The 18645-nt window shown below is 67.5% G+C and carries 18 protein-coding genes; 12 read left to right on the top strand and 6 right to left on the bottom strand.

Going from position 1 to position 18645, the window contains the following annotated elements; translation table 11 throughout:
- Window positions 1-35: 35 nt before the first annotated feature.
- Both NED98_RS04075 and NED98_RS04070 read right to left on the bottom strand, forming a co-directional pair.
- Window positions 36-338, bottom strand: coding sequence for a polyhydroxyalkanoic acid system family protein (locus NED98_RS04075; protein WP_265269261.1), 303 nt, complete (start codon window positions 336-338; stop codon window positions 36-38).
- Window positions 335-775: a VOC family protein gene (locus NED98_RS04070; protein ID WP_265312028.1), complete on the bottom strand. Its 441-nt coding sequence runs from the start codon at window positions 773-775 to the stop codon at window positions 335-337. Before NED98_RS04070 ends, NED98_RS04075 begins: the two co-directional genes overlap by 4 nt.
- Before the next feature lie 134 nt (window positions 776-909).
- Here NED98_RS04070 and lnt point away from each other — a divergent pair, with 134 nt between their 5' ends.
- Window positions 910-2448, top strand: a complete 1539-nt coding sequence (gene lnt, locus NED98_RS04065) for an apolipoprotein N-acyltransferase (RefSeq protein ID WP_265312027.1) — start codon at window positions 910-912, stop codon at window positions 2446-2448.
- Between the two features lie 44 nt (window positions 2449-2492).
- The gene (metK, locus tag NED98_RS04060; RefSeq protein WP_179511566.1) at window positions 2493-3698 is read left to right on the top strand and encodes a methionine adenosyltransferase; all 1206 of its coding nucleotides are present in this window, start codon (window positions 2493-2495) and stop codon (window positions 3696-3698) included.
- Window positions 3699-3867: 169 nt separating this feature from the next.
- Here the strand turns inward: metK and NED98_RS04055 are convergent, their stop codons facing one another.
- A complete protein-coding gene (locus NED98_RS04055) occupies window positions 3868-4635 on the bottom strand; it encodes a hypothetical protein (protein ID WP_265312026.1) in 768 nt (255 codons plus the stop codon).
- Between the two features lie 99 nt (window positions 4636-4734).
- On the opposite strand from NED98_RS04055, the gene trmB reads away from it, so the two are divergent.
- From trmB to NED98_RS04020, 7 genes are all read left to right on the top strand, one after another.
- The gene (gene trmB, locus NED98_RS04050; protein ID WP_265312025.1) at window positions 4735-5415 is read left to right on the top strand and encodes a tRNA (guanine(46)-N(7))-methyltransferase TrmB; all 681 of its coding nucleotides are present in this window, start codon (window positions 4735-4737) and stop codon (window positions 5413-5415) included.
- Between the two features lie 57 nt (window positions 5416-5472).
- Entirely contained in the window at window positions 5473-6399 is a 927-nt protein-coding gene (locus NED98_RS04045; protein ID WP_265269257.1) for a bifunctional helix-turn-helix transcriptional regulator/GNAT family N-acetyltransferase, read from the top strand.
- Window positions 6400-6496: 97 nt separating this feature from the next.
- Complete coding sequence (locus tag NED98_RS04040; protein WP_265312024.1) at window positions 6497-7750, top strand: bifunctional alpha/beta hydrolase/OsmC family protein; 1254 nt, start codon at window positions 6497-6499, stop codon at window positions 7748-7750.
- A gap of 237 nt (window positions 7751-7987) precedes the next feature.
- Window positions 7988-8179 carry a hypothetical protein gene (locus tag NED98_RS04035; protein ID WP_265269255.1) on the top strand — a complete coding sequence of 64 codons (192 nt, stop codon included), beginning with the start codon at window positions 7988-7990 and terminating at the stop codon, window positions 8177-8179.
- Window positions 8180-8270: 91 nt separating this feature from the next.
- Window positions 8271-9761 carry a helicase HerA domain-containing protein gene (locus tag NED98_RS04030; protein ID WP_265312023.1) on the top strand — a complete coding sequence of 497 codons (1491 nt, stop codon included), beginning with the start codon at window positions 8271-8273 and terminating at the stop codon, window positions 9759-9761.
- Window positions 9758-10654, top strand: coding sequence for a LysR family transcriptional regulator (locus NED98_RS04025; RefSeq protein ID WP_265312022.1), 897 nt, complete (start codon window positions 9758-9760; stop codon window positions 10652-10654). The genes NED98_RS04030 and NED98_RS04025 overlap by 4 nt, the downstream gene beginning before the upstream one ends.
- 247 nt (window positions 10655-10901) lie before the next feature.
- Window positions 10902-11948, top strand: coding sequence for a YeiH family protein (locus tag NED98_RS04020; protein ID WP_265312021.1), 1047 nt, complete (start codon window positions 10902-10904; stop codon window positions 11946-11948).
- A 9-nt stretch (window positions 11949-11957) separates the two neighbouring features.
- On the opposite strand, the gene NED98_RS04015 is transcribed toward NED98_RS04020, so the two are convergent.
- Both NED98_RS04015 and NED98_RS04010 read right to left on the bottom strand, forming a co-directional pair.
- Window positions 11958-13124: an MBL fold metallo-hydrolase gene (locus NED98_RS04015; protein ID WP_432423300.1), complete on the bottom strand. Its 1167-nt coding sequence runs from the start codon at window positions 13122-13124 to the stop codon at window positions 11958-11960.
- 69 nt (window positions 13125-13193) lie between these two features.
- Window positions 13194-13646, bottom strand: a complete 453-nt coding sequence (locus tag NED98_RS04010; RefSeq protein ID WP_432423290.1) for a DUF2721 domain-containing protein — start codon at window positions 13644-13646, stop codon at window positions 13194-13196.
- 81 nt (window positions 13647-13727) lie between these two features.
- Between NED98_RS04010 and NED98_RS04005 the strand changes: the two genes are divergently transcribed.
- Window positions 13728-14807, top strand: coding sequence for a GNAT family N-acetyltransferase (locus tag NED98_RS04005; protein WP_265312019.1), 1080 nt, complete (start codon window positions 13728-13730; stop codon window positions 14805-14807).
- Here NED98_RS04005 and NED98_RS04000 read toward each other — a convergent pair.
- Window positions 14782-15387 (bottom strand): TetR/AcrR family transcriptional regulator, encoded by a 606-nt coding sequence (locus NED98_RS04000; RefSeq protein WP_265312018.1) that lies wholly within the window; start codon window positions 15385-15387, stop codon window positions 14782-14784. The genes NED98_RS04005 and NED98_RS04000 overlap by 26 nt on opposite strands.
- Before the next feature lie 175 nt (window positions 15388-15562).
- Between NED98_RS04000 and NED98_RS03995 the strand changes: the two genes are divergently transcribed.
- Window positions 15563-16381 carry an arylamine N-acetyltransferase family protein gene (locus NED98_RS03995; RefSeq protein WP_265312017.1) on the top strand — a complete coding sequence of 273 codons (819 nt, stop codon included), beginning with the start codon at window positions 15563-15565 and terminating at the stop codon, window positions 16379-16381.
- 27 nt (window positions 16382-16408) lie between these two features.
- A complete protein-coding gene (gene uvrB, locus NED98_RS03990) occupies window positions 16409-18598 on the top strand; it encodes an excinuclease ABC subunit UvrB (RefSeq protein WP_265312016.1) in 2190 nt (729 codons plus the stop codon).
- Window positions 18599-18645 lie beyond the last annotated feature (47 nt).

Below are 18645 nucleotides of genomic sequence, written 5' to 3'. Positions count from 1 at the left end.
CAACCCTTCGCCAAGGTCAGGGCGAACGGAGGATATTATTCCAGCAATTTCGGCGCCTCGCGTTCCAGCTTGGCGCGGATTTTGTCTGAGAACATCGCCAGGAACGCGGGCAGCGTGAAGGTGCAGTGCACATTGCGCTCGCCGACGTCGAGCTGTGCCGAGACGCGCTGCCCCAGCCCTTCGACGGTGAACCACAAGGTATCGCCCTCCCAGCGATGCTCGGTGATCGCCCCGCCGGGGACGAAATCGGCGAGCTTGCCGAAGCCGCTGCCGATCCGCTCCTTCGCCGCGGCGGTGCCGAGCTGGTGCGGGATATCCACCTCGATCGGCGCACTCATGCCGCAGTCTCCTCGGCGCCGGTCGCGAACAGCATCGCATCGTCGGCGAACGCCTTGAACTCCAGCGCATTGCCAGAAGGATCGCGGAAGAACATCGTCGCCTGTTCGCCCGGCTCGCCGGCGAAACGGACATAAGGCGCGATCCCGAAGGCGATCCCGGCCGCTTCGACCCGCTCGGCGAGCACATGCCAGTCGGCCATCGTCAGCACCACGCCGAAATGCGGCACCGGGACGTCATGCCCGTCGACCGCATTGGATGTCTCATGCGGCCGCATCGTCTCGTCGAGATGCGCGACGATCTGGTGGCCGCCGAGATCGAAATCGATCCAGCGCGCGCTCGATCGCCCCTCGCGGCACCCCAGCACCCCGCCGTAAAAGGCGCGCGCCGCAGCGAGATCGTGGACGGGAAAGGCGAGGTGGAAAGGCCTGAGTGTCATGCCGCGATCATACACCTCCGGATGATTTTCGCTATCTCTTTGCGCATTTTCGGGCGGAAAACCGGCGCCGACTTCTCCTGAAATGCGATGGTCTGCCTTGCCGCAGGTCGCCACGTCCCGCATGACCCACGGCGATGTTGCTTACCCGACGCCCCGCCCTCACCGCGCTGCTGCTCGGCGCGCTGGCCGCCTGCGGTTTCGCGCCGCTCCAGCTCTGGCCGCTGACCCTCCTCTGCTTCGCCGGATGGATCGCGCTGGTATGGCGCGCGCCCAGCGTGCGCCAGGCGCTTTGGCTCGGCTGGGTCTTCGGGGTCGGGCATTTCACGATCAACGACAATTGGTTCCAGCACGCCTTTGATTTTCAGGACAAGATGCCCCCGGTGCTGGGCTATGTCGCGCCCTTCGCGCTGGCGCTGTACCTCGCGGTCTATCCCGCGATCGCGGCGGGGCTGTCGTGGTATCTGCGCGGCAAGCGGCCCAATGCGGGCTATGCGCTCGGCTTCGGCGCGGCGTGGATCGCGAGCGAGTGGCTGCGCAGCGTGATGTTCACCGGCTATGCCTGGGACCCGATCGGGGCGATCTGGGTGCCGGTGCAGCCGGTCGCCAGCCTCGCGGCGTGGATCGGCACCTACGCGCTGTCGGGGCTGACGGTGGCGCTGGCGGCAAGCCTGTTGCTGATAACGCGCCGCCCGCTGCCGCTAGCCGGAGCGGGCCTCGCGCTGGTCGCGCTGCTGGCGGCGCAAGCGCTGGGATATCGCGAACCCGCCGGGGAGTCGCCGGACGCCCCGCGCCTCGTCGTCGTCCAGCCCAATGTCTCGCAGGACCAGCGCGGCGAGAGCGACGGCGAATTGCTGCTGCGCAAGCTCTCCGCGCTGTCGGGCGTGCCGGGGACCGCGTCGCGGCTGGTGCTGTGGCCGGAGGGCGTGGTGCGCGATCTGATCGAGGACGGCTATCCGCCCTATATCTACAGCTATCAGCAGAACCCGCAGCAGATCCGGCGCCGTATGGCAGCGCTGCTCGGCCCGCGTGACGTGCTGCTCACCGGCGGCACCGCGCTGCAGTTCGACCGCGCCGGCAACATCACCACCGCGACCAATTCGGTATTCGCGGTCGACGCCGCAGCGCGAATCGACGGGCGCTACGACAAGGCGCATCTCGTCCCTTATGGCGAATATCTGCCGATGCCGTGGCTGCTCAAGCCGCTCGGCCTTGCGCGGCTGGTGCCGGGGGATATGGATTTCGCCCCCGGGCCGGGGCCGCGCAGCCTCGCCATCCCCGGCTTTGGCGAGATCGGGGTGCAGATCTGTTATGAGATCATCTTCTCCGGCCAGGTGATCAACCCCGCCCACCGCCCGCGCCTGCTGTTCAACCCGTCCAACGACGCGTGGTTCGGCAAATGGGGGCCGCCGCAGCATCTGGCGCAAGCGCGGATGCGCGCGATCGAGGAAGGCCTGCCGATCGTCCGCGCGACGCCGACCGGGATTTCGGCGGTGATCGCCGCCGACGGGCGACTCGTCGCCACCGTGCCGCACGAAACCGCCGGTGCGATCGACGTGGCGATGCCCGCGCCGCTGCCCCCCACGCTCTTCTCGCGCATCGGCAATTGGGCCGCGCTGATCGTCGCCTTGCTGCTCGGCGCCACGGCGGTTGCCATTCGACGGCGCGCGCGTTAGGGCATATAAAGTTATCTTTATATCGTTAAGTTATCGGAGCGATCATGCGTCAGTCGTTCATTTTCACGAGCGAATCGGTCAGCGAAGGCCACCCGGACAAGGTTGCCGATCAGATTTCGGATTCGATCGTCGATCTGTTCCTCTCGAAAGACCCGGAGGCGCGCGTCGCGTGCGAAACGCTCACCACCACAAACAAGGTGGTGCTGGCGGGCGAGATCCGCGGCCGCGGGATCATGGACACCGACGGCAATTGGGCGCCCGGGATCGAGGCCGAGATCGAGCAGGCGGTGCGCGAGACGGTGAAGCGCATCGGCTATGAACAGTCGGGCTTCCACTGGCAGACGTTCGATTTCTCGAACAACCTCCACCCGCAATCGGCGCATATCGCGATGGGCGTCGACGAGAGCGGCAACAAGGACGAAGGCGCCGGCGACCAGGGCATCATGTTCGGTTACGCGACCGACGAGACCCCGGGCCTGATGCCCGCCACGCTCTATTACAGCCATAAGATCCTCGAGCGGATGGCCGCCGACCGCCATTCGGGCAAGGCGCCGTTCCTCGAGCCCGACGCCAAGAGCCAGGTCACGCTGCAATATGAGAACGAGCTGCCGGTGCGCGCCACCGCGCTGGTCGTTTCGACCCAGCATTCGGCCGATCTGTCGAACGAGGCCGGCCAGGCCAAGCTGCGCGATTACGTCAAGGGCGTGTTCGCCGAAATCCTGCCGCAGGGCTGGCTGCCGTCGGACGACAAGATCTACGTCAACCCGACCGGGCTGTTCGAGATCGGCGGGCCGGACGGCGACGCCGGGGTGACCGGGCGCAAGATCATCGTCGACACTTATGGCGGCGCGGCCCCGCACGGCGGCGGCGCGTTCAGCGGCAAGGACCCGACCAAGGTCGATCGCTCGGCGGCCTATGTCGCGCGCTATCTGGCGAAGAACGTCGTCGCGGCCGGCCTGGCGCGGCGCGTGACGATCCAGCTGTCCTATGCGATCGGCATCGCCGAGCCGCTGTCGGTCTATGTCGATACCCACGGCACCGGCACCGTGCCCGAGGCGAAGCTGGAGGAGGTGCTGCCCAAGCTCGTCCGCCTGACGCCGAAGGGCATCCGCGAGCATCTCAAGCTCAACGCGCCGATCTATTCGAAGACCGCCGCCTACGGCCATTTCGGCCGCGAGAGCGACGGCACCCACTTCACCTGGGAAGCGACCGATCTGGTCGACAAGCTCAAGGCGGCCGTCGCCGCCTGACCCGTGTGGCCGGCGGCTAGAGCGACCCCGATATCCAGTAAACCACCGTCACCCCGGCCTTGAGCCGGGGGCCATCGGGAGGCAAGCGCTGGACAAGAGGCTCTAGCCGCCGCACTTCAGGCGCAATGGACCCCGGCTCAAGGCCGGGGTGACGGTCGAGCGGCCCGCCTTACGGCACCACCGCCGCCGTATAAGCCCCGAACGCCTCGCGCAGCACGTTGCGCCCGTCCTGCGTCACCTCGACCCCGCCGCCGGGATGATCGGGGCGCACTGAGACCATCACGCGATAGACGAAGCCGCGGTTGGTGAATTCATAGACACGGCGGCCGTTGCTTTGGTCGACCAGTCGCCCGCCGTCGATCGCCAGCGACGGGCGGTTGTCGTGCCCGCCCCACGGCTGGCTGGTCTCGGGCAAGGCGGTATCGAAGCTATAGGCGGTGTAGCGATAGCCGTTGCGCTCGGTCCGCACGATCTGGATCGAGCGCCGCGCCGTCACCGCCAGCACGCGGGTCTGCGCGGCGAAGCGGCAATTCGTCGTCTCGCGCCCCAAGGTGATCGCGGTGACCGCGGGGGTCGTCGCGCCGGGCTCGACCATCCCGGGGTTGATCGCATGGATGTTGCCGACCTCGCGCCCGACGAGGTTGAACAACGGGTAATAGATCTGCCCGGCGCCCGGATCGCCCGGCCCGAGCCGGACGGAGACGCGCTGCGCGCTCAGCCCCGGCTTGGCAAAGCTGATCAGATCCATCTGCCCGTTGCGTCCCGGCGCGCCCAGGACGAACACGCGATCGCGGTTGGTCGCGTCGCAGATCAGCGGCACGGTCGTCCAATGGCCGTCGCGCTTCACCAGCGAGATCGATTTTTCCGACGCCAGTTGGGCATCGCCCGCCATCGGGACCGCTGCGACGATCACCGCCAACGCCCAGGCCAAACGCATCACTTTCTCCCCTATCCTACACTTCCCGGCGGCGATTTAAGGAGCCGAGGATGAACGCGGCATTGCCCTCGCCCGCCCGCCCCTCTACGCGGCCTCGCCATGAATGATCCGACGACGATCCGCCGCCTTTACGGCCGGCGCCAAGGCCATGCGTTACGCGCCGGGCAGGCCGCTCTGGTGGAGGAACTGCTGCCGCGCGTCGCGGTGCCCGAGGGGGGCGCGCTCACCGCCGAGCGGCTGTTCGGCGACGATCGCCCGTTGCAGGTCGAGATCGGCTTCGGCGCGGGCGAGCATCTCGCCGGGCAGGCCGAGGCAGCGCCCGGCACCGGCTTCGTCGGCTGCGAACCCTTTCTCAACGGGGTGGTCGGCGCACTCGGCCATATCCGCGATCGCGCGCTGAGCAATGTGCGGGTGCATATGGGCGACGCGCTCGAGGTGATCGAGCGTCTGCCCGATGCCAGCCTCGATCGGGTCTATCTGCTCCACCCTGATCCCTGGCCCAAGGCGCGCCACGCCAAGCGGCGGATGGTCAACCACGGCCCGCTCGATCTGATCGCCGCCAAGCTCAAGCCGGGGCACGAATTCCGTCTCGGCACCGACGATCCGACCTATTGCCGCTGGGCGATGATGATCATGGGCCAGCGCCGCGATTTCGAATGGACCGCGCGCGGGCCCGAGGATTTTCTCAACCGCCCGGCCGGCTGGCCGGAGACCCGCTACGAGCGCAAGGCGCGGCGGCAAGGGCATGAAGTCTGGTATTATATTTTCCGGCGGGTGTAGCCGGGATCATCGCATCGTCATTGTTGACTCAATCAACATCGTGAGGGAAGATCGCTTATGCTCGATCGACCTCAAGGCGATGTCGCCCTCCTCCGCGCGTTCAACCGGCTCTATACCAACCAGTTGGGGCTGCTCGACGCGCATCTCGACGGCAGCCGCTTCACGCTGAGCGAGGCGCGTATCCTGTACGAGCTCGCCCACCGCGAGGACCCGACCGCCGCCGATATCGCGCGAACGCTGAACATGGACCGCGCGCAGATCAGCCGCACATTGAAGCGCTTCGCCGATCGCGGCCTGCTCGAAACCCGCGACGATCCCGGGCACGGCCGCCAGCAACTGCTCTCGCTGACCCCCACCGGGCGCGCCGCCTTCGCGGACCTCGACGTGCGAGCGCAAGAAGCGATCGGCGCGCTGCTCGATCGCGTCTCGGCGCGGCAGCGACAGCGGCTGATCGGGGCAGCGAGCGTGATGATGCAGGCGTTCGACGGCGGGGATGAGCCGGCGTCGGTCACGCTGCGCGGGCTGCGGCCCGGCGATCTCGGGCTCGTCGCCGCGCGCCAGATGATGCTCTACGCCGAGGAATATGGCTGGGATCAGGGATATGAAGCGCTGGTGTCACGCATCCTTGCCGATTTCCACGATCAGTTCGATCCCGCGCGTGACGCGGCGTGGATTGCCGATATCGACGGCGAGATGGCGGGATCGATCTTTCTCGTCCACGGCGACGATCCCGCGGTGGCCAAGCTTCGCCTGCTCTATGTCGAAAGCTTCGCGCGCGGTGCGGGTGTCGGCAGATTGCTGGTGGAGACCTGTATCGCCCACGCGCGGCGCCTGGGCTATCGGCGCCTGACCCTGTGGACCAACAGCGTGCTCGCCGCCGCGCGCCATATCTACGAGCGAGCCGGCTTCGTGCTCGTCGACGAGGCGCCGCATCATTCCTTCGGGCACGATCTGATCGGGCAGAACTGGTCGCTCGATCTCTGAACGCGCGGAACTCGCCTTTCGACCGCGATCGCGGCTAAACCGCGTCCGATATGCGATGCCGATCAGGGACTCGCATGAGCTGAGGCGCGAGGTGGCTATGGTCGCATCCCCGTTCGAATTCACCAGCCCGTCGGGATATCGGCTGGTCGGCCGGATCGAGCTCCCCGATGCGCCGGCGCGCGGCTGGGCGTTGTTCGCGCATTGCTTCACCTGCGGCAAGGACGGGCTCGCGGCGGTGCGAATCTCCCGCGCGCTGGCGCGGCGCGGGATCGGGACGTTACGGTTCGACTTCGCGGGCCTCGGCAAGAGCGGCGGGACATTCGGCGAGGCGGGGTTCGGCGCCGACGTCTCCGATCTCGCGGCCGCGGCGGAGGCAATGGCGGCGAGCGGCCGCCCGCCTACCCTTTTGATCGGTCACAGCCTCGGCGGCGCCGCCGCGCTCGCCGCGGCGGGCGGTCTGGCGATGGTCAAGGCGGTCGCGACGATCGGCGCGCCGTTCGATATCACGCATGTGCTTGATCAGTTCGGCCCGGAGGGCGTGGCGGCGATCGAGCGCGACGGCGAGGCCGAAGTCAGCCTCTCCGGCCGACCATTCCGCGTGCGCCAGTCGTTCGTTGAGGATCTTCGCCACCACGATCAGGGCGCGCGGATCGCGGGGCTCAAGCGTCCGCTACTGATTCTCCACGCGCCGCGCGACGAAACCGTCGGCATCGACAATGCCTCGCAGATCTTCCTCGCCGCGCGGCATCCCAAGAGCTTCATCTCGCTCGACAGCGCCGATCACCTGCTGACCAACGCCCAGGACGTCGATTATGCCGCCGAGGTCATCGCGAGCTGGGCGTCGCGCTACCTGCCCCCCGTGCCCGAGACCCGCGACGCCGGCCAGGAGGGCGACGTCGTCGCGGAGGAGACCCGCGCCGGTAAATTCCAGGTTTCGATCCACGCCGGCGGCATCCGCTTCCTCGCCGACGAGCCGGTCGATGTCGGTGGATTGGGATCGGGGCCGACGCCTTATGATCTGGTCAGCGCCGGGCTCGCCGCCTGCACGACGATGACGCTCAGGATGTACGTCGATCAAAAGGGCTGGCCGGTCGCGCGCATCCGCACCGCGGTCGGCCATGTCCGGCAAGCATCGGCCACCCCGCCCGACGTCTTCACCCGCCGGATCGCGATCGAGGGCGAGATCGATGCGGAGCAACGCCGCCGCATGCTGGAGATCGCCGAGCGCTGCCCGGTCCACCGCGCGCTCGAACGCGGCTCCCAGATCGAGACCCAGCCGGGCGAACCGCCCGCCGCCTCCGATCCGGTCGAGGCACATGCCGCGGCGATGGCGGTCGCCGTCGAGAGCTGAAAGACGCGCCCGGCGCCCGCAACGGCGAGGGCGACTCGCGCGATCGGGAAGCCGAGCGCGCCAATACGGGTGCCGCAGATCGTTCGATTTACGCGACAAACGGTGATGGAGATTAACGGCCCGCGCTCGTCAATGAAACGGCGCAGCCCTAAAATCTCATCGTTGGCGCCGTATACCCACAGCAAGACGCCAACCGACAGCAAGTGGAAAGCTGCCGCGGGGAACGGGGGCTAGGTCATGCGTCAGTTGACTGAACTCGAATATCTTGATGCCCGACAGCGCAAATCTGCGGCGATGGCGCTTTCGACCGCCGATCCGTGCGTCGCGCGCGTCCACCGGGAATTCGCCGAACGTTATGCCGCCGAACTCAGGTCGCGCGGCGTGGTGATGCGGGACAGCGGGTTTCCGCGGCATATCGCGATCCATTGACCCGCGGCCCGCGGGGTCGACACCGCTTCGAACCCAGTCGTGCGACGCAATCCGCTTGCCCCGCGCCGCGAGCATTGCCATCGGCTCGGTAATGACTGCCAAGATCGACATGGGATTCGATGGAGCGGGCCGTGCGGTCGAGATTGACCTCGAAGAGCTGCTGGCCACGCGCCTGCTCGTCCAGGGCAATTCGGGGTCGGGCAAATCGCATCTGCTGCGCCGCCTGCTCGAAGGGAGCGCGGGGCTCGTCCAGCAGGTCGTCATCGATCCCGAGGGCGATTTCGTCTCGCTCGCCGATGCCTTCAACCATATCGCGGTGGATGCGGCGCACTACAGCCTGATCGAGATCGAGCGGCTCGCCGCACGGGCACGCGAGCACCGCGCGTCGGTCGTGCTCAACCTCGAAGGGCTGGAGGCCGACGATCAGCTGCGCTGCGCCGCCGCCTTCCTCGCGACACTGTTCGAGGCGCCGCGCGAGCAATGGTTTCCCATCCTCGTCGTGGTCGATGAAGCGCAGCTTTTCGCGCCGGCCGCGGCGGGCGAGGTCGGTGAGGAAGCGCGTCGCGCCTCCTTGGGGGCAATGACCAATTTGATGTGCCGCGGGCGCAAGCGCGGGCTCGCCGGGGTGATCGCCACCCAGCGGCTCGCCAAGCTCGCCAAGAATGTCGCGGCGGAGGCATCCAACTTCCTGATGGGGCGGACCTTCCTCGACATCGACATGGCCCGCGCGGCCGATCTGCTCGGGATGGAGCGCAAGCAGGCCGATCAGATCCGCGATCTGACGCGGGGCGAGTTCCTCGCGCTCGGCCCGGCGATCTCGCGCCGTCCGATCAGCGTCAGGATCGGCAGCGTCGCCACCAGCGCGCGCAATGTCAGCCCCAAGCTGATGCCGCTCCCTACCGCCGATGCCGACGGATTGCGCGAGCGGTTGTTCACCGTCGACGCACAGGAAACGCTGGCGCTGACCATGCCGGTGCCGCCGGTGCCGCCGGTGCCGCCGATGGCGTCGCTGATGCAAAGCGCCGTCACGGCGCCCGCGCCGCTCGCGGTGCCGGACATGCCCGAACTCGACGAGGCGGAGCAGGCGGCGGTGCGCCGTGCGGTGCTGGCGGAGATGGCGCTGGAGGATGCGCGCGTCCCGCTGCCGCAATTATATCAGGATTATCAGGTGCGCTGCCGGATGCGCGGCGTCGCGGCGAACGAAACGCTCGACGGTTTCCGACGGCAATTCGCGATAGCGCGGGCCGGCCTCGACCCCGACGAGGATTGGGACGATGTTCTCGCGCTGGGCGAGACCTTGCCCGAGGATATGCTGGCGCCCTTCCTCGGCGTGGCGCGCGCCGCGCGGGCGGAAGAGGAATGCCCGGACAACGAAGCGCTGGCGGTGCTCTACCAGACAGCGTCGCCGAGCCGGGCGCGGCGCATGCTCGAGTTCATCGAAGAGAAGGGGCTGATCGTGGTGCGGGTCGATCTGACCGGCAAACGCTCGATCAGCTTCCCGCATTTCGGCTGGACCACCCTGCCCGCGATCCCGGAGCAGCCCAAGCCGCATGTCGCGCGGCGGAGCAGCGGCCGGCGATGACGCTCGAACAACTTCGCATTTTCGTCGGTGTCGCCGAACGCCAGCATGTCACGCGCGCGGCGGAGGTGCTCAACGTCACTCAATCCGCGGCAAGCGCGGCGATCGCGGCGCTCGAGGCGCGCCACGGGGTCAGATTGTTCGATCGCGTCGGGCGGCGCATCGAACTGACCGACACCGGGCGCATGTTCCTCGACGAAGCCCGCGCGCTCCTCGCGCAGGCGGCGAGCGCCGAACTCGCGCTGGCGGAATATGCCGGGCTGAAACGCGGCGCGCTTCGGCTGATCGCCAGCCAGACGATCGCGGGCTATTGGCTCCCCGAACGGCTGGCGGCGTTCCACCGCCGCTATCCGCAGATCGAACTGACCGTCGCGATCGACAACACCGAAGGCGCGGCACGGATCGTGCTCGAAGGCGGCGCGGAGCTCGGCTTCATCGAAGGCAAGGTCGACGAACCCGCGCTGGCGCACGGCGAGGTCGGCACCGATCGGATGCTGCTGATCGGCGCGTCGCCGGCGGACGCGGAAACGGTGAGCAACGACTGGCTGTGTGCGGCGCCGTGGATCATGCGCGAACGCGGCTCCGGCACGCGATCGACCTTCGAGGAGGCGATCCACGCCCGCGGGGTCGATCCGCGCACGCTCAATATCGTGCTGACCCTGCCGTCGAACGAAGCGGTGCTGGCGGCGGTGCGCGCCGGGGTCGGCTATGCCGCGCTGTCGCAGCTCGTCGTCGCGCCGGCACTTTCCGCGCGCGAACTGGCCGCGCTGCCGCTCGATCTTCCCGCACGGCCGTTCTTCGCGATCCGCCAGAAGGAGCGGTATCGCAGCAAGGCGGCCGAAGCGCTGCTTGAGATCATCCACGCCTATGAGGCGCCGTCCAACTGGGTAATCTGATCGGATCCCGCGATCGGTATGATCGCGATCCACGCGCGGTTACTCTGCCCCTGAGCCGGGGTTCCCCCGGAGGCAAGCACCGAAGAAAAGGTCCCTGCTCCTGCCCTCGAGGCACGATGGATCCCGGCTCAAGACCGAGACGAAGCGGATGAAACAATAAAGTTTCTAGATTGAAACGATATGATTTGATCGTTGGATTCGATTAATTATCGGGTCCATCTGCCTCCCGAACAAGGAGGCGTTTTCCGTGCTCGCGCAGCATCGTTCTCTCCAGGCGATCCGATCGGCCATTGCGCTGATCCCCGGTGTCGCGCTGTGCCTCGCGGTGACCTTCATCGCTTTCGCGCTGGAGCGCGGCGAACAGGCGCTGTTCGGCCGGGCCTGGCTTGAGGCGCTGGTGCTGGCGATCCTGCTCGGTACGGTCATCCGCACCAGTTGGGCGCCCGGTCGCCGCTGGTTCCCCGGTATTGCGTTCAGCGCGAAGTTTCTGCTCGAACTCGCGGTCGTGCTGCTCGGCGCTTCGGTGAGCGCGGCGACGATCCTTGCCGCCGGGCCGTGGCTGCTGCTCGGCATCGCGGGGGTGGTGATCCTCGCGATCGGCGCGAGCTACCTGCTGGGGCGCTGGCTGCGCCTCCCGATGCGAATGGCGTTGCTCGTGGCATGCGGTAATTCGATCTGCGGCAATTCCGCGATCGCCGCGGTCGCGCCGGTGATCGGCGCGGACGGCGAGGACGTCGCCGCTTCGATCGGGTTCACCGCGGTGCTCGGCGTGGTCGTCGTGCTGGCGCTGCCGCTGCTCGGCATCGCGCTGGGGCTCGACGGGGTGCAATATGGCGCGCTCGCCGGGCTTACCGTCTATGCGGTCCCTCAGGTGATCGCGGCAGCCGCGCCGATCGGGCCGACCGCGGTACAGATGGGCACGTTGGTCAAGCTCGTCCGCGTGCTGATGCTCGGGCCGGTCTGCCTGCTGCTCTCGTTGCTCGCGCTGCGGGAGGAGAATGCGGACGCGCGCCCTGCCCGCCCGCGGCTGCATCATCTGGTGCCGTGGTTCATCATCGGCTTTCTCATGCTGGTCGCGCTGCGCTCGCTCGATCTCGTCCCGCACGCCGCGCTCGCCCCGCTGGGGCATGCGGCGACGATGCTCACCGTCGTCTCGATGGCGGCGCTGGGGCTCGGCGTGGACGTGCGCACCGTGGCGTCGGCTGGCGGACGCGTCACCGCGACGGTGATCCTCTCGCTCCTCGTGCTCGGCGGGATCAGCCTCGCCTTCATCCACCTCCTGCACCTCGGCTGAGCGCAGCGGCTATTCCAGCGCGGCGATCTCCGGGCTCTTGAGGCATTCGTCGATCAGCGCTTCGTCGGGGCGCGTAGCCGGCGGTGCGTAAGGCGCGATCTCGGTCGGCACGCCCACCCCCGCCGGCGCGAACCGGGTCACATCGCCGCCGGTGCAGCGCAGCAGCGTCGCGAGCATCGCCGGCGGCGTTTCGCGCGCCTCGAAGCTCAGTCGATAAGTGCCCCAATGGATCGGGATGGCGTGCGCCGCGCCGAGCCGGTCGAAGATGCGGACCGCGTTGCCGGGGCCGATATGGCTGCCCGATTCCATCTGGCCGGGGACGAAGCGGAACGCGCCGATCGGGATCATCGCCAGCCGGATCGGGCCATAGGCCGCCGCCTCGGCGGGCCATTTGCCGTCGCCCAGCCCGGTGTCCCCCGCGAAGAACAGATTGCCGCCCGACGGCAGCTTTACGACGAAGCTCGACCACAAGGCGCGATTGCGATCAGTGAACCAGCGGCTGCCCCAATGATGATTGCGGGTGACGATCACCTCGACACCTGGCCGGATCGTCACATGCTGCCCCCAATCGAGCGCTGTCGCCTTGGCGCCTGCCGCCGCGATCAGCGCATCATTGCCGAGCGAGGTGACGATCATCGGCCGATCGCGGTCCCACAGTTTCCTGAGCGTCGGCTGATCGAGATGATCATAGTGATTGTGGCTGATCAGCACGAGATCGATCTTCGGCAGATCCTCGAAACGCACCCCCGGCTCGGTCACCCGCCTCGGGCCGAACCACAAGGGGCCGGTGCGGTCGGACCAGATCGGGTCGGTGAGGATGTTGAGCCCCTGCGTCTGGAGCAGCATCGTCGCGTGCCCGACCCAGGTCGCGACCAGCCGATCGCCCTCGACGCGCGGCTCGGGCTTGCCCGGGGTCACCGGCAGGTTCTTGGGCCACGCCGGGCGGCCGTCGCTCCCGGTCAGATAGCGCCAGAAGAACCCCGCGCGTCCGCCCGCGCCGGCCGGCAGGCGGAAGGTTTCCTCCTCCCCGCTGGGGTTGAAGAAGCGCTCGCCGTCGAAATGGTCGCTCCGCGGGCCGACATAATAGATCCGGTCGAGGAAGCGCGGGACGATCGTGACCGCAAGGCAGACCGCCGTGACGAGGAACAGGATCGTCGCGGCAATGATCTTCAGGATAAGCGCCAAGGAAAGGCCCCCGATAATAAACGTCGCCGTGAGATAGGCACGCCCTGGCGCATCCGCCAGCTATCGAAGCAATTCCTCGCGAATCTGGATCGCTCTCAGCGAGATGCGCACCTCGATCATGAACGAGATGAGCGCGGTGATCAGCAACACCATCGCCAGCACGAACGCCACCGCGACGAATTGCCCGATGCGCAGGTTCGCCAGCTCCGCGACGAACAGCATCGCCACCACCGTGCAGGTCATCACCGCCGAGGAGACCGCGAGATACAGCGCCCAGTTGATGATCGTGATGCGCCGGTCGAGCAGCCGCAATTCCCACACATGGCGATCGTGCTCGCGCCCGGTCGAGCGCGGATGCAGCGCCTCCAATGCCCGCGCGCGGTCGACGATCCGCGACAGCCGCCCCGCCAGAACGTTGAGCAACGCGCCGATCCCGGCGAGCATGAATACGGGGCCGAGCGAAAGCTGGATCGTCTGCGCGATCGTCGACACGTCTGGGGAATATTGCAGCACGGCCGAAATCCTGCCCGCGGCGTCCGATCGAGGCAAGCGGCAACGCGCTGGTAACCGCGCTTGCTTATGCCAGCGCATCCGATGACCAGACCGATGCCGCCCGATCAGTTCCGTCGCCTCGCCCGCACCCTGCGCGGCGAGATCGTCGACGGCCTGCCCGCCGCGATCGATCTGGTGGCGGAGGCAGCCGCGCCGACCCACCGTTTCCTGCGTTACCAATGGTATGCCGCCGCGCTCCGCGCTTATGGCGGGGCGGCGCGGACGCTGACGGTGAGCGCGGCGGAGGTCGCGATGCTTGCGCTGCCGATGATCGCGGTCGGCCCGGCACGGCTGCGGCTGGCGACGGTGCCGGGCAGCTATTGGCCGTTCCGCGGCTTCCCGCTCGCCGTCGATGCCGGGGCCGAGGTGCTCGAACAAGCGCTCGACACGCTCGCCCGGGACGTCAACGCGCTGCGCATCGGCCCGGTCGCCGACGACGATCCGGCGGCGGCGGCGCTGTTTGCGGCGGCGCGTGCGCGTGGCTGGGGCGTGGCGATGCGGACGCTCGGGCAAGGCTGGCTGCTCGACATGGCGGCGTTGCAGGCGGAGGGCGCGTGGCCGCGCAGCTCGACCCTGCGCAAGAACCGCTATCACGAGAAGCAGCTCGCCGAACATGGCGCGCTCGACTGGCGCTTCCTGTCAAATCGCGACTGGCCCGCTGCCTTCGATGCGCTTGCGGCGATCGAGCAGGCGAGCTGGATCATGGCGCGCACCGACGGCAGCGACGCCAAGTTCACCGAGCGCGGGCACGGGCTGTTCTGGCGCACCGCGGCGACCGATCCCGTGCTGGCGGGCATGATGCGCGCGGCATTGCTGAGCGTCGACGGCAGGCCCGCGGCTTTCTCGTTCGATCTCGATGCCGGCACGCTCAAATATGCCGTCGCCAATAGCTACGACCCCGCCTATGCCAAGCATTCTCCGGGAAAATTGCTCTATTATCGTAATCTTATCGACGCATCCTCGCGCGGCATCACAATTGTCGACTGGGGCATGGGGGATAGCGGCTACAAGCAGGTGATCGGTGCGGCGCCGGGGCCAATGCTGCGCGACTGGCTGCTGCTGCGCCCCGGCCTGCCCGCCCGGCTGGCGCCGTTGATCAGTCGCGTCTGGCGGGGCCGGTAAGGATCGCCTCGACCGCGTCGACCATCCCGTCCATCGCCGCCTGCCCGCTCCAATAATGATGGAAGCCGCTGTCGCTCGCGTCCTGCGCCGCTTCGCGCGCGGCGAGCAACGTGCGCAGCGCCAGCCCGGCATAGACGATGCGCTGCTTGACCAGCGCCTCGGGCTGATGCGCCAGCAGCCGGCGGACATGCGCGACATAGCGCAGATAGCCTTCGGAATGCTCGTGCACCGTCTCGTCGAACAATGCGCGCCGCTCGTTCTGCACGTTGATGAGGAAGCGGAAATAGGTCTCGTTCTCGCCGGTATCGCCGGGAATGTCGCTGTTGGGCATGACCATCGCGCGCACCACCGCGCGCAGGTCCGGCGGCCCGGCCGCCTCGGCTTCGTCCATCAGCGCGCGGCGACGCGCGTCGATCACGTCGGCGCCGTCGAGCAGCAATTCGCGCAGCAGATCGTCCTTGCTGCCAAAATAATAATGTACCGCCGCCGCGTTGCGCTGCCCGGCCGCGTCGACGATCTCGCGCATCCCGACCGCCGCGATCCCGCGCTCGGCGAACAGGCGGCGGGCGGCACGCTTCAACTCGTTGCGCGTCGCGCTGCCGCGACCGAGGGGGAGGGATTTGGTCGCGCTCATCCGGCGCAGCATCGGCGAAGCGGCGCGTGGGGGCAAGCTTCTCCGCACACCCGCCGTCCGCCCGGCTCAAGGCCCGGTAATTTCGCGCGCGCTTTGGCGATACGATCTGTATGGGAAGGCGATGTTCGATCTCACCGCCTATCTCGCCCGCCTCGATCTCCCCGAAGCCCCCGCCGCCGATGTCGAAGGGCTCGCCGCGTTGCAGCGCGCGCACCGCCTCGCGATCCCGTTCGAGAATCTCGATGTGAAGCTCGGGCGCGGGGTGGCGATCGATTCCGCCTCGGTGTTCGACAAGCTCGTGACGCGGCGGCGCGGCGGTTATTGCTTCGAACAGAACCGCTTGCTGCTCGATGCGCTCGCCGCGATCGGCTTCACCGCGCGGCCGTTGCTCGCCCGCGTCTGGCTGGGAATGACCGAGCCGCAGCCCCTCACCCACACCTTGTCGCTGGTCACAATCGACGGCAGGGAGTGGATCGCCGACGCCGGCTTCGGCGGCAGCTACGCCCCGATCCTCCCGCTGGAGGACGGCGCCGAAGCCGAAGCGCCCGACGGCTCGCGCCATCGGCTCGAACGGCACGACGATTACGGCTGGATGCTGCTGCGCGCCGGCGTCCCCGTGTCCACGACGACGAGCGCCGACCAACTGGGCTGGCAACAGCAATATAGTTTCGACCTGCGCACGGTGTACGACGCCGATCTGGCGGCGGGCAATTGGTGGACATCCACCGCGCCGGAGAGCCGCTTCACCCAGCTTGTCATCGCCTCGATCGTGCTGCCGTTCGGTTTCGCCACGCTGGTCGACCGCAATTATCGCCGCCATTCGAGCGAAGGCACGACCAGCGGCGAGATCACCGATCCGCGCGTCTATCGCATCCGCATGAGCCTGATGTTCGGGATCGACCTCACCGTTGAAGAGATTGCCGAACTCGCTCTGTTCTAATCGAAACGCCGGGTCCATATAGGGAACATGGCGATCCAGATCCGCACCAGCCTCGCCGAGCCCGAAACCGGCGAGGCCTTCGTTCCCCATCGTCCGCAGCGCCCGGAAAAGGCCGAGGGCGGGCGGCCATTCAAGCTGGTCAGCGAGTACGAACCATCGGGCGATCAGCCGACCGCGATCGCCGAGATCGTCGAGGCGGCGCGCGCCGGGGAGCGCGATCAGGTGCTGCTCGGGGTGACCGGCTCGGGCAAGACCTTCACGATGGCCAAGGTGATCGAGCAGTTGCAGCGCCCGGCGCTGGTGCTCGCGCCCAACAAGATCCTCGCGGCGCAGCTCTACGGCGAGTTCAAGAGCTTCTTCCCCGAGAATGCGGTCGAATATTTCGTCAGCTATTACGATTATTACCAGCCCGAGGCCTATGTGCCGCGCTCCGACACCTATATCGAGAAGGAGTCGAGCGTGAACGAGGCGATCGACCGGATGCGCCACTCCGCGACGCGCTCGCTGCTCGAGCGCGACGACGTGCTGATCGTCGCCTCGGTCTCATGCCTGTACGGCATCGGGTCGGTCGAAACCTATTCGGCGATGATCTTCGATCTCAAGAAGGGCCAGACGGTCGACCAGCGCGAGATCGTGCGCAAGCTCGTCGCGCTGCAGTACAAGCGCAACGACGCCGCTTTTGCGCGCGGCAATTTCCGCGTGAAGGGCGACAATCTCGAGGTCTTCCCGTCGCACTATGAGGATAGCGCCTGGCGCATCTCCTTCTTCGGCGACGATATCGAGGAGATCGTCGAATTCGATCCGCTGACGGGCAAGAAGGTGGCGAGCCTCGATCATGTCCGCGTCTACGCCAATTCGCACTATGTGACCCCGGGGCCGACGCTCAAACAGGCGACCGAGGCGATCAAGCATGAGCTGGCCGAACGGCTCAAGGAACTGACCGGCGAGGGCCGGCTGCTCGAGGCGCAGCGGCTCGAACAGCGCACCAATTTCGATCTGGAGATGATCGCGGCGACCGGCAGCTGCGCGGGGATCGAGAATTATTCGCGCTTCCTCACCGGGCGCCTGCCCGGCGAGCCGCCCCCCACCCTGTTCGAATATCTCCCGGAAAACGCGCTGCTGTTCGTCGACGAGAGCCACCAGACGGTGCCGCAGGTCGGCGCGATGGCGCGCGGCGACCACCGGCGCAAGATCACGCTCGCCGAATATGGCTTCCGCCTCCCCTCCTGCATCGACAACCGCCCGCTGCGCTTCAACGAATGGGATGCGATGCGCCCGCAGACGGTGTGCGTCTCCGCCACCCCCGGCAGCTGGGAGATGGAGCAGACCGGCGGGGTCTTCTCGGAGCAGGTGATCCGCCCGACCGGGCTGATCGACCCGCCGGTCGAGATCCGCCCGGTCGAGGAACAGGTGCAGGATTGCATCGTCGAATGCCGCAAGACCGCCGAGAAGGGCTATCGCACGCTCGTCACCACGCTGACCAAGCGGATGGCGGAGGACCTCACCGAATATATGCACGAGGCGGGGGTCAAGGTCCGCTACATGCATTCCGACGTCGAGACGCTGGAGCGGATCGAGTTGATCCGCGACCTGCGGCTCGGGGTCTATGACGTGCTGGTCGGGATCAACCTGCTGCGCGAGGGGCTCGATATCCCCGAATGCGGGCTGGTGTGCATCATGGACGCCGACAAGGAAGGCTTCCTGCGTTCCGAGACCTCGTTGATCCAGACGATCGGGCGCGCCGCGCGCAACGTCGACGGGCGGGTGATCCTCTATGCCGATCGCATCACCGGATCGATGGAGCGCGCGATGAACGAGACCGCGCGGCGCCGCGAGAAGCAGGAGGAATATAACCGCCTGCACGGCATCACCCCGGCGACGGTGCGCAAGAATATCGGCGACATCATCGCGCATGTCGCCTCGAAGGATCAGGTGACGGTCGAGATCGACGAGGATCTGCCGCACATGGTCGGCCACAATCTGCGCGCTTATATCGAGGAGCTCGAAAAGCAGATGCGCAAGGCCGCCGCCGACCTCGAATTCGAGGAAGCGGGGCGGCTGCGCGACGAAATCCGCGCGCTGGAGCAGCAGGAACTCGGGCTGCCGCCGGACCAGCACAAGGCGCCGGTCATGGGGCGGTCGAACGAGGGCAAGCCCGGGACACGCAAGACGCGATTCGGCAAGGTGCAGCGGAAGTTCGGCGGGCGGGGGCGGTAGAGTATCGCGCGTTAAATTCGGAGCACCTGACGTCCACCCCGGCAAAG

Origin of the sequence: Sphingomonas lycopersici (genome assembly GCF_026130605.1) — a bacterium.
Classification (GTDB): domain Bacteria; phylum Pseudomonadota; class Alphaproteobacteria; order Sphingomonadales; family Sphingomonadaceae; genus Sphingomonas; species Sphingomonas lycopersici.
Note: the sequence above shows the minus strand (reverse complement) of the source record. Positions and strands in the feature narration are given on the sequence as shown.